Annotated in this window: 11 protein-coding genes; 4 read left to right on the top strand and 7 right to left on the bottom strand. The window is 42.7% G+C overall.

All coding sequences use genetic code 11. The annotated features are described in order from the left end of the window. The first annotated feature begins 674 nt into the window (after positions 1–674). The 3 genes from WAM07_RS14740 to WAM07_RS14730 all read left to right on the top strand — a co-directional run bounded on the left by WAM07_RS14740 (position 675) and on the right by WAM07_RS14730 (position 2,994). On the top strand, positions 675–1,475 hold the full coding sequence (locus WAM07_RS14740) for a DUF4397 domain-containing protein (RefSeq protein WP_422168045.1): 801 nt from the start codon (positions 675–677) through the stop codon (positions 1,473–1,475). A 2-nt stretch (positions 1,476–1,477) separates the two neighbouring features. Then, entirely contained in the window at positions 1,478–2,164 is a 687-nt protein-coding gene (locus tag WAM07_RS14735) for a class F sortase (protein ID WP_422168044.1), read from the top strand. Between the two features lie 278 nt (positions 2,165–2,442). Beyond that, on the top strand, positions 2,443–2,994 hold the full coding sequence (locus WAM07_RS14730) for a GNAT family N-acetyltransferase (RefSeq protein WP_422168042.1): 552 nt from the start codon (positions 2,443–2,445) through the stop codon (positions 2,992–2,994). 87 nt (positions 2,995–3,081) lie between these two features. Here WAM07_RS14730 and WAM07_RS14725 read toward each other — a convergent pair whose 3' ends face one another. Next, positions 3,082–3,789, bottom strand: a complete 708-nt coding sequence (locus tag WAM07_RS14725; protein ID WP_422168040.1) for an RsiV family protein — start codon at positions 3,787–3,789, stop codon at positions 3,082–3,084. Positions 3,790–3,953: 164 nt separating this feature from the next. Between WAM07_RS14725 and WAM07_RS14720 the strand changes: the two genes are divergently transcribed. After that, positions 3,954–4,766 carry a GNAT family N-acetyltransferase gene (locus WAM07_RS14720; RefSeq protein WP_422168038.1) on the top strand — a complete coding sequence of 271 codons (813 nt, stop codon included), beginning with the start codon at positions 3,954–3,956 and terminating at the stop codon, positions 4,764–4,766. Positions 4,767–4,866: 100 nt separating this feature from the next. Here the strand turns inward: WAM07_RS14720 and WAM07_RS14715 are convergent, their stop codons facing one another. The 6 genes from WAM07_RS14715 to WAM07_RS14690 form a co-directional block, all read right to left on the bottom strand. After that, the gene (locus tag WAM07_RS14715) at positions 4,867–6,153 is read right to left on the bottom strand and encodes a GntP family permease (RefSeq protein WP_422168036.1); all 1,287 of its coding nucleotides are present in this window, start codon (positions 6,151–6,153) and stop codon (positions 4,867–4,869) included. A gap of 30 nt (positions 6,154–6,183) precedes the next feature. Further along, the gene (locus WAM07_RS14710) at positions 6,184–7,362 is read right to left on the bottom strand and encodes a thiolase family protein (protein ID WP_422168034.1); all 1,179 of its coding nucleotides are present in this window, start codon (positions 7,360–7,362) and stop codon (positions 6,184–6,186) included. 22 nt (positions 7,363–7,384) lie between these two features. Then, the gene (locus tag WAM07_RS14705) at positions 7,385–8,161 is read right to left on the bottom strand and encodes a 3-hydroxybutyrate dehydrogenase (RefSeq protein WP_422168032.1); all 777 of its coding nucleotides are present in this window, start codon (positions 8,159–8,161) and stop codon (positions 7,385–7,387) included. 25 nt (positions 8,162–8,186) lie between these two features. Beyond that, positions 8,187–8,849 carry a 3-oxoacid CoA-transferase subunit B gene (locus WAM07_RS14700; RefSeq protein WP_422168030.1) on the bottom strand — a complete coding sequence of 221 codons (663 nt, stop codon included), beginning with the start codon at positions 8,847–8,849 and terminating at the stop codon, positions 8,187–8,189. A gap of 21 nt (positions 8,850–8,870) precedes the next feature. Next, positions 8,871–9,566, bottom strand: a complete 696-nt coding sequence (locus WAM07_RS14695; RefSeq protein WP_014642294.1) for a CoA transferase subunit A — start codon at positions 9,564–9,566, stop codon at positions 8,871–8,873. A 232-nt stretch (positions 9,567–9,798) separates the two neighbouring features. Next, a complete protein-coding gene (locus tag WAM07_RS14690) occupies positions 9,799–11,163 on the bottom strand; it encodes a sigma-54 interaction domain-containing protein (RefSeq protein ID WP_422168028.1) in 1,365 nt (454 codons plus the stop codon). Positions 11,164–11,414 lie beyond the last annotated feature (251 nt).

Here is an 11,414-nt window from a genome sequence, read left to right as displayed (position 1 = left end):
GCTTTCCGCGGGCATGTGCTGAGCCTCCTCGAGCTAAAGCTCTCCGGGGTCTCACCGATCATGTTCATCCCGCAGGAGTCTTCATTATCCCCCTCCGGACCTTGCCCAATCAGAAGCTCGAAATCACTTTATACATTACCTCCGTGTTGAGGCATTAGACCATATGGTTTCTACCTATTCCCAGGGTGTGAAGACCCGCAAAGCCTGTCATAAAAGCATTTAATCCATATTAAGCAGCAGGATCTTTCTTTTTTAGAAGGGTCCGTTCACAACATTATAGTAGGGCTGGTGGGGAAATGGAGAGACTCCCATGGGAGAAGGAACTAGGTGAGATCCCGCAGGGAGTGTAACGAGCGAGGAAGCTCACCGTTCCCCCATAGGAAAGCGAGTTATTTCCCCACCAGCCTCTTCCCCATATAGTAACGGCCCCAATTTATCTCGAAACTGAGTCTTACACAAACGGGAGCTTATATTTAATAATTAACATGGAGATTTAATAGAAACTTTTCAGTAAAACACATTGAGAACATCAATTAGTTTGAAAATTAGCAAAATGGCGTATATGATGTATGTATAACAATTGTATAAGGTTTGCTAAGGTTCGTCACACCCCCTTCGATATAAATTGCCTCTTATCGGCAATTTTATATAAAAAAATCTTAAGGAGTGGAAAAATGAAAAAACTACTATCCTCTTTAGCTGCTTTCGTCTTAGTTTTGGGAGTATTTGCACCTGCCGTATTCGCCGATAATCATGGAGATATGTCTATGGTTCGTGTCCTTCATGCTTCCCCTGATGCCCCTGCTGTTGACGTCTACGTAGATGGAAACGCTGTTGTGGAAGGCGCTGAATTTAAAGCTGCGACGGATTACATGGAACTTCCTGCGGGAGAACATACGGTAGAAATTTATGCAGCTGGTACTAAAGGTGAACAGGACGCTGTTATTTCTGCAGATGTTACAGTAGAAGCTGGTAAAGCTTATACTGCTGCTGCGATTGATAACTTAGAAAACCTCCAGTTGAAAGCAATTGAAGATTCTATGGAAGCAACAGAAGGAATGGCTAAAGTTCGTGTAGGCCACTTCATTCCTGGAGCTCCAGCCGTTGACGTTGGCCCGATTGGTGGCGAAGCCCTATTTGCTGGTGCTGAATTCCCAATGGTAACCGATTATAAAGAGTTAGAGCCTGGAACATACGACCTTGAAGTGCGTACAACAGATGGAACCCAACTGATTGATCTATCTGGAACAACAGTAGAAGCTGGTAAAGTGTATAGTGCTTTTGCGGTTGGTACAACCGACAGTCCTGAAGTTTTACTCCTTCAAGATTCCGCTGCTATGCCTTCTGAAATGCCAGAAACAGGATTTGGCGGAACAGCTGATTCTGGTTCTAATGCTATGATGCTTGCTGCTGCATTCGGAGTACTGGCTATGGGTGCTGGATTCATCGTTTTCCGCAAACGATCTGAAGCCTAATTATGAGAAGATTTGTATATCCTATAACCCTGGGTTTCCTCGTATTTGTCGTAAGCTTTCAACTGCTTAAAGATGAACCCTCTGAGGAAACCAGGGTTCTTTCTAATTCACCTGAACCAACTACAACTCAAGCGGAAACCATCGATAAGAAAACTAGTACCCAATCAGAAGATGCTTTGGAATCGGCTCCAATTGAAAAAAATTATGAGCCGGCAGTGATGGCTCCGACGGACGGAGCAGAAGGAATTGTTCCTGTGCGGTTAACTATTCCTTCCATCGATGTGGATGCTCCCGTTGGACCACAGGGATACACCGAGCAAGGCGGAATGGCTGTCCCTAACAGTGTGACAGAAGTAGGCTGGTTCGAGCCCGGCACGAAACCAGGAGCTACCGGAAATTCTGTTATAGCTGGGCACGTAGATGGGCGGAACGGTCCTGCTGTCTTTTACGATTTAAAAGACCTTAAACAGGGAGATTCGATCTATGTAGAAGGAAAAGACGGAGAAAAACTGACGTATACCGTTCAAAAAGTCGTGGCTCATCCATTGGACAATTCTCCGATTCGTGAATTGTTCGGCCCTACAAATAAGAAGGCTTTGAACTTGATTACCTGCACGGGTCCTTACGATGATGAAGCGCAGGAATACACGGAGCGACTGGCGGTTTATACCGTTCTTTCCAATTCATAAATAGAACATAATTCACTCAAAAAATTAATAAGAAATTTACAAAATTTTTATTCACTTTTTTGAGAAAATCGATTATTATAAATCTAGAATGATGCTGTATTAGCTAGGGAAGGCAAATGGTGCGCCACCAGGGGATATCCTGGTTCTAGTGGGTTCGATTCCCACCCCGAATTTTTGTGAGCAATTGATAAAAATTCGAGGGTGGTCTGAGCCTACTATTCAGCGTTATTTTCCTGCGCGGTTTAGATCACCCTCCTTTAATCAAGGAGGGATTTTTTATGCTAAAAAAACGTGATTTACATGACGCCCCGGTCCTTTTTGAATTGATGAGCCACCCAGAAGTTTTCCCTTATGTCCGTCATAAAGCTTCGTCGAGTGACGAGTTTTACTTTTTGACAAAGCAAACCATAGAAGCAGAAGATCGGGGTGAATTAATTTCACGGACCATCCTTGATGAATGGGGACAGCCGATCGGAACCATCAACCTTTTTGATATTGAGTCCCAAATGGGCTTTCTTGCTACATGGCTTGGCCAGCCCTATTTTGGAAAAGGTTACAACCAGATAGCTAAAGAAGCCTTCTTTGAAGAAGTGTTCTTCCAGCTGGGCATTGAAGCTATTTTCATGAAGATTAGAAGAACCAACGTAAGATCCATGAAAGCTGCTCTTAAAATTCCTTATGTAACTTTAGGAAACGAGTCCTACCCTGACATCCATTCCTGGGTGAACCGAAAAGAAGATATCTATGACTTATTTGTCATTACAAAAGAACAATATATGTTCCACTACTACGGAGAACAAGAACAAAATGAGGAAATGTTAGAAGCATAAGCAGCGCTTATGCTTTTTCATTTCCTGTATAATCCTGTGGATAAAAATCATCCACACCTATGTTGATAAAGTGGATAAGTCTATTGGCTAGCTGTTCTCCGCTTGAATAGTTTGTGGATATTTTAACGTAAAGGACGGAAATGGAGCGTTTGTTTCATCCGCATGTTCCAGCTGCATCCCATTTAAAGGAATTTGAATCTCAGGTGTACCATGCACGCCTGCCGCTATTTCATATTTATTAAATATCAAAAACAACTGATCATCTGCGACGTAAAAAGCTGTATTATCTCTTACCTTGGTGAATTTCTCTTTGTTGTAGGTGTCAGGTTCCTGAGCAATGGCTTTCTGAACGCGCTGGTTTAACTCCTCCATGTCGACCAGTTTATTTAGCGGAACCACTTTTCCATGATCCTTATTTTCAAAATTTACCGATGTAACGGTGGAGTTGTATTGTTCTCCACGCGAAATATGAGAGGTCATGACGACCGAGTACAGGTCCTTCTCTCTGTAAACCCCTGTTTCTTCATAGTAAAGAACAGGCATACCCATCAAGTCGCTCGCTCCCCTTTTTACATCACGAAAGGTACTTTCAAGTTTTTGGACAATTTTTGTATTGACCTCCTGCTGTAAATCCTTATCCTCCAGTTGATCAAATAAAGGATAATCCACGTGTATTTCCCAATCATGCGTAATTTGATCTTTATGTTTAATTTTATAGTGACTTTTCGCTTCTCCTATGTTTGAACCACTGACGATAAACATAACTGCCATAATAATTATCCAAACCTGTTTCAAAGCTAATCCCTCCTGTACTCTTTAGTTTGACCCAATCAGAAAAAATTACAGCGGCTGTAGAATTTTTTTAAGATCCTTACAAGCTGCTGCCATATTAAAAATATTGTTTTTTTAGAAACTTTTGGTACAATAAATAACAATTTATATAAAGGAGGGAATTCGAATTGGTACGAAGATTATATGAAGCTGATGACCAGGCCTGTCAGCAATTATTAGCGAAAAGACCTGCGGAAAACTTATTTATTATTGGAGATATTGAGAATTTTGGATATGAACAGGATTTCCAGAAATTATGGGGAGAATTTGATGATAATCAACAATTAATCGCCATTTTATTAAAATACCATAATAACTACATCTGCTATGCAGAAGGAGAATTCGATGCCCGCGCATTTGCAGAAATCATCAATGAAGACCCTGACTTTATGCAGCTTTCCGGGCTACAGGCTATTACCAGCCAGATCCTTTCTCACATTCACCATCCAGCACCAAAAACAAGAACATTATATTATGCCAAGTGTGAGACAACAGCTTATTTGGATGAAAAGACAGTTACAGAAAATGTTCAACGTGCCAAAGTAGAAGATATTCCCTTAATCACTGGGCTTCACAGTCTCATTCCTGAATTTGAGATGGACAACAGCCGGGAGGACAGTATGAAGAGAGGTCTTCAAAACGGTTCTGCACGCACTTATTTTATTAAAAATGGCCACAACATTCTCTCTTGCGCTTCCACGACGGCCGAGAATTCCATGTCCGCCATGGTAGTCGGAGTCTGCACTCATCCTGATCATAAGAAACAAGGATACGCGAGTTTATGTATGACTAAGCTCTGCCGCGAGTTATTAGCAGAAGGAAAAATGCTGTGCCTCTTCTATGATAATCCTGAGGCTGGAAGTATTTATAAACGACTTGGATTTGAAGATATTGGTAAATGGATGATGCATGTCTTTCATCCCGTAGAGCAAGTAACCTGAGACATTAAGTAATCATTTCCAATGAATCATTAAAAAGCTGCCGAACTTTTTTCGGCAGCCTGACACACGGAGCTTAGTACTCCGTTTTTTATGCATTTTTTCACAAAATCCCTATAGAAGCCAGAAGAATGACCACCGCTACCGAAATAATCGGTATGAGCACGGCCACAACAAAAATATCTTTATAACTGTCTTTATGTGTCATGCCCGTAATAGCAAACAACGTGAGGACGGCTCCATTATGCGGCAGTGCATCGAGTCCGCCTGATGATAACGAAGCAATCCGGTGAAAAGCTTCCGGACTAATGCCTGTATCCATAGCAATTTCATAGTACTTCGATCCAAGTGCTTCAAGAGCAATCCCCATGCCTCCCGAAGCTGAACCAGTTGCCCCGGCAAGAACGTTTACAGCAACGGCTTCAGAAATCAGCGGATTTCCTTTTACGCCCATAAGGATTTGAGTTAATCGTTCAAATCCAGGCACTTCTCTTACGACTGTCCCGAATCCAACAGCCGCACTCGTATTAATGATGGCAATAACAGAACCGCTTGCTCCTGCATTAATAGAGGTAACAAACCCTTTAAATTTCGTTATATTCAGAAGCATGATTAATACAATCCCTGCAATGAGAGCGGTTACAACATCCCATTTAAAAACGTTCAATGTAACCAAAACCGTAAGTAAAGGTAATAACGATAATAAAAAATTAGGATTATGCTGTTCATCTACATCCACTATTTTTTTATCTTTTGGTTCAGTAAATACGTCACCTTTGTCCGTCAATTTCTTCTCCTGCCACCTCAGATAGAAATATCCGCCTGCAGCCATAATAATGGCCGCTATAATCCCCATTACCGGAGCCGCCATAGGATCTGTATTAAAATAATCCATTGGGATCAGGTTTTGTATTTGCGGACTTCCCGGAATAGCTGTCATGGTAAAAGTGAACGCACCAAGAGCTACAGTAGCCGGAATTAATTTTCTACTGATGTTTGCCTCACGGAATAAAGACAAAGCGAGAGGATACACAGCAAAGACGACAACGAATAAGCTGACTCCTCCATAGGTTAAAACGGCTGCCGAAGCCAGCACTCCGAGGATGGCACGCTTCGTTCCAATTACTTTAGTTAAGGCAACTGCAACAGAACGAGCCATTCCTGTGTCTTCCATCAATTTACCAAATATAGCTCCAAGCATGAACACGGGAAACCACGCTTTGGCAAAATTAACAAACCCACCCATATAGGTATCTGTATAAGCTTCCAGTAAATCCAGTCCCCCCGTGAGGGCCACAATTCCAGCTGCGATTGGAGCAACCCAGATAATAGACCACCCTACGTAGGCAAGTACCATCAATACAACGAGACCTAGAAAAATTCCTAACATAAAGATTCACCCCTCCCTGATATCAGTATTTTATTGAGTCTCAACCACCATGGCGATGCCCTGGCCACCGCCGATACATAAGGAGGCTACACCATATTTTTCATTTCTTAACTGTAATTCTTTAATTAAACTGTATAGCACCCTCGTGCCGCTGGCCCCTATCGGGTGTCCAAGCGCAATGGCTCCTCCGTTTACGTTTACTCGACTGCGGTCCAATCCTAGTTCCTTCTCCACGGAAAGGTACTGGGCTGCAAATGCTTCATTGACTTCAACCAGTGCCATATCTTCGAGAGTTAGCCCCGCCTTTTTCAGAGCCTGTTTAATAGCTGGTACCGGGCCAATCCCCATATAATCCGGCTCAACTCCTGCAACACTCCAGGAAACAATCCTCGCTGCGGGTTTAAGATTATTCTCTTCTACAAACTTTTCTCCAGCCACTACAACCGCTCCAGCTCCATCATTGATCCCGCTTGCATTTCCACCGGTAACAGTTCCATTTTTTCTAAAAGCCGGTTTCAATTTGGCTAGAACTTCCAGATTTGTATCCTCCCGAATATGTTCATCCGTATCGACCAGTTCGGTGGATTTTTTGGACTTAACTTCTACGGGTACAATCTCATCGGAAAATCTACCGCTGTTGCGGGCCTCTGCTGCACGTTTGTGACTCTCCGCTGCGTATTCATCCTGCTGTTCCCGGGATATGTTGTGTTTCTCCGCAAGATTCTCAGCGGTCACTCCCATGCCTCCTCCGATATACTCATCGGTTAAAGCTGCCCACAACATGTCATCTACTTTAGGTGCTCCAAGTTTCGTCCCAAAGCGGCTGCCTCGCAGCGCATGTGGAGCTAAGCTCATACTTTCCGTGCCACCCGCAAGCGCTGCTGATCCTTCACCTAAAAGGATAGACTGGACTGCTGAAATGACCGATTGCATACCTGACCCACATAGACGATTTACGGCGAAAGCCGGACTTTGAATAGGAATACCTGTTTTTAATGCCATATGTCTTACTAAGTAAGGCGCATTGTTAGCTGAATGAATGACATTTCCCATTACGGTGAAGTCAATATCTTCCGGGGTGATTCCGCTTCGTTTGATAGCCTCTTTACTGACAGTGACTCCCAAATCTGTCGGATCGACATCTTTCAAAACTCCTCCAAAGCTTCCAAATGGAGTTCTAGCACCTTCTAAAATATAAACATTCTCCATATTTTTCACACCTTCCATTTCATTATTGAGCGGTGTAACCTCCATCAATAACCACAGCCTGGCCGGTTACTCCTTGTGATTTGTCACTAGCCAAAAACAATGTGTAATCAGATACTTCCTGAACCGAAAGCAAACGTTTCTGCGGGACGAGCGGGTAAATCACTTCTTCCAGTACCTTTTCCAGGGACACCCCTCGATTAGTTGCTAAATCTTGCAGCTGATTGCGAACAAGCGGCGTATCTACGTAACCTGGACAGACCGCATTGACCGTAATTCCATGTTCCGCTCCTTCAAGCGCCGTTACTTTTGTCAGTCCTATCACACCATGTTTGGAACTATTGTAAGCTGATTTCCCAGCGAATCCGATCAGTCCATTGATGGAAGCCATATTGATGATCCGCCCGAACCCTTGTTTTTTCATAATCGGGAATACATGCTTGGTTGCCATAAACGGAGCAACCAGCATCACTTTCGTAATAAACTCAAACTTTTCGGTTGGAAATTCTTCTATAGAGGCAACATGCTGTAATCCTGCATTGTTGATCAGCACATCTAATCGTCCGTATTGCTCCACAGTTTTATCAATTGCTTCTTGCAGCTCCGTTTCTTTCGTCACATCGCACGTCAACCCGATGGCCTCATATCCTGCTTCGCTAACTTCAGCCGCTGCTTTCATTACCTTCTGTTCATTAATGTCACTCAGTACGACTTTTGCTCCATTTTTAGCGAATTCCATTCCAATTTCATAACCAATACCGCTTGCGGCGCCTGTAATAAATACAACTTTGTCTTTTACCATATTGAATAATCTCCTTTAAGAAAATTTAAAATGCAGCTGATGATAAACGCTCACTGATCTTCAAGGATGGTTCTGTCGATGTCACTACGTCATCCACGGTCCACCCTTCGGCTACCTCCACTAAGGTCAGGCCATCATCCGTTACATCGATTACGGCGCGATCAGTTATAATACGGTTCACAATGCCTTTACCGGTCAGAGGAAGCTTACACTGCTTTAATATCTTCGGCTCGCCATATTTGTTCACATGATCCATAATAATGACCACTTTTCTGGCTCCGTGGACAATATCCATAGCCCCTCCCATGCCTTTAATCATCTTTCCTGGTATCATCCAGTTCGCTAAGCTTCCATCTTCCGAAACTTCCATTCCACCGAGAATGGCTAAATCCAGATGTTCACCGCGAATCATGGCAAATGACTCAGCACTGCTGCAATAGGACGCCCCTTTCGAAGCGGTGACCGTTTCCTTTCCGGCATTGATCAGATCAGGATCGACTTCATCTTCATAAGGTGAGCGGCCTATGCCGACCAGTCCGTTTTCAGAATGAAGTACAACCTCTTTTTCCGGCTGAATATAATTCGCGACCATCGTAGGCATACCGATCCCCAAATTCACATAGTAACCGCTTTCAATTTCCTGTTCAGCTCGTCGGGCGATTCGTTCTCTTACTGCTGCTTTATCCAAAATAACTCCTCCTTTTAACTTTTAGGCTTCTTGACGTAATGTCAGACGTTCAATTCGTTTTTCCTGCTGTCCTTGTATTAATCCCTGAACGTAAATTCCCGGAGTATGAATGTGTTCGGCATCCAGATCCCCAGTCTCTACTAGTTCTTCAACCTCAGCAATTGTAATTTCACCTGCTGTTGCCATTTCTGGATTAAAATTACGGGCCGTTTTGTTATAGACTAAGTTTCCGAAACGGTCTCCTTTCGCTGCGCGCACTAATGTAAAATCAGCGGTCAGACCGGTCACCAGCATATACTCTTTCCCTTGAAACGTACGTACTTCCTTTCCTTCCGCAATCGGCGTCCCCACTCCTGCCGGGGTATAGAATGCTGGAATACCAGCCCCTCCTGCACGAATTCTCTCTGCCAGAGTCCCTTGAGGTGTAAGCTCTACTTCTAATTCTCCTTCTAGAACCTGACGTTCAAATTCTTTATTTTCTCCTACATACGAACCGATCATTTTATCAATTTGTTTATTTTTCAGGAGTAAACCGAGCCCCCAATCATCTACTCCGCAATTATTCGAAATGACGGTTAAATGTTTAACATTCTTCTCTACTAAGGCCATTATTAAATTCTCCGGTATGCCTACTAACCCAAATCCTCCAACCATGATAGTCGAATGATCCTTAATTTGATCTACAGCTTCTTCAAATGATGAATATATTTTTTTCATATCTTTCAGCTCCCTTCTCTTTAAATACATGCAAGGATCATGCCAACTTTAAGACGTGTCGAAAATGTTCATAAAATCGCCTTTTACCATCGTAAAAAACCAGACACCATTCCAAGTAATTGGAATTCATACAGGAGATACGTTTACTAACGATTCATGTAAACCCTTTCATCACATAAAAAAAAGAACCATTCCAGGATTCCGGAATGGCTTTCCAGAAATCTGGAATGGTTTACAATTCATATTTTTTTACTTTTTCATAGAGACTCGACTTTCCAATGTGGAGCAGAGCCGCTGCTTTTTCCTTGTCTCCATACACCTGTTTTAGTGTTCTTTCAATCGTCTGCTTTTCTGTGGCTTCCATAATTTCTTTCAAACTTTTATTATCATCAAATTGTGAATGATTCATTTTCAGGCGTTCAGGTAACTCCTGAATGTCGATCGATTCTTCATTCGTCAAATACACCGCAGCTTCAATCACATTCTCAAGTTCACGAACGTTTCCTGGCCACTCGTACTGTTGGAAACTCTCGTACACTTCAGGTTCAAAATCAATCACTCTCTTTCCCGTCCGCTTCGTTATTTTTTCGAGAAGAAATTTAGCAAGCAAGCGAATATCATCCTGACGATCTCGAAGCGGAGGAATATAAATAGGGACCACATTAATTCTATAAAATAAATCCTCGCGGAACCGCTGCTCGGCAATCATTTCTTCTAGCGGCTGATGGGTGGCTGCAATAATACGGACATCGATTTTTTCCGGAGTGGTGGATCCCAGGGATTCAATTTCGCCTTCCTGCAGCGCTCGAAGAATTTTAACCTGAGCCTGGAGCGGCATATCGCCAATTTCATCAAGAAAAAGAGTCCCTCCATTAGCAAGCTTAAACTTTCCGGCCTTTCCACCTTTTTTAGCACCTGTAAAAGCGCCATCCTGATATCCAAATAATTCTGATTCAATTAGATGGTCAGGAATAGCTGCACAATTCACTTTAACGAAAGGTTCCCTATGGCGGTCGCTTAAATGATGGATGCTGTGTGCAATTAATTCCTTTCCTGTTCCGCTCTCGCCCCGAAGTAAAACCGATACGTCCCCTGGTGCTACTTTTTTAATCTTATTTTTCAGTTCATCCATTTCGGGTGAACTGGTAACCATATCGTGAAGTGAATAATCGACTCCATTGAGCTTCTTCATCTGGCTGCGGTACGATTCCAGTTCAAGAAAAAGATCTCTAATATGACTGTTCAGCTTCTTCCAGTCTTCAGTATCTCGGAACAGAACCATGCCAAGAGCGCCCACTATTTTTCCATCAGCACGAAGCGGAATACGATGGGCAATCATATAGTTGCCGCGAATAAATTGCATATCCGCCATTTCTTCTTCTCCTGTTTCTACCACAATGTGCATACGACTGTTTTCAATTACCTCAGTTACATGTTTTCCGATCACGCTTTCTATGTCCACTTCCAGAAATTTGCCATAACTCTCATTTAAATAGGATACCATTCCCTGTTCATCCACTACTACGATACAGTGATTTACATTGCCGAAAATTGTCTCTAATATTCCATCCCGATTATTTTCCAACACTTCAAGCATTTTTTTCACGCTCCCGGTAAACGTTCATCTACCGTTCATTTTATCATGTTAACGGTTTCATACAATCGATATATTTTTTTGTTAAAGTTTAATGTTGATTTTTCATAAGAGCCTTATTACGCATTAGGGCCGGATTGTGGAAGACTCAGTTTCGAGATAAATCGGGGTCCGTTACTTAATAGGTATAGGGATGGTGGGGAAATAACTCGCTTTCCTATGGGGGAACGGTGAGCTTCCTCGCTCGTTTCACT

This window comes from Halobacillus sp., from assembly GCF_049282395.1.
Taxonomy (GTDB): Bacteria; Bacillota; Bacilli; order Bacillales; family Halobacillaceae; genus Halobacillus.
The sequence above is the reverse complement of the archived record's forward strand: the minus strand, read 5'-3'. Positions and strand labels throughout refer to the sequence as shown.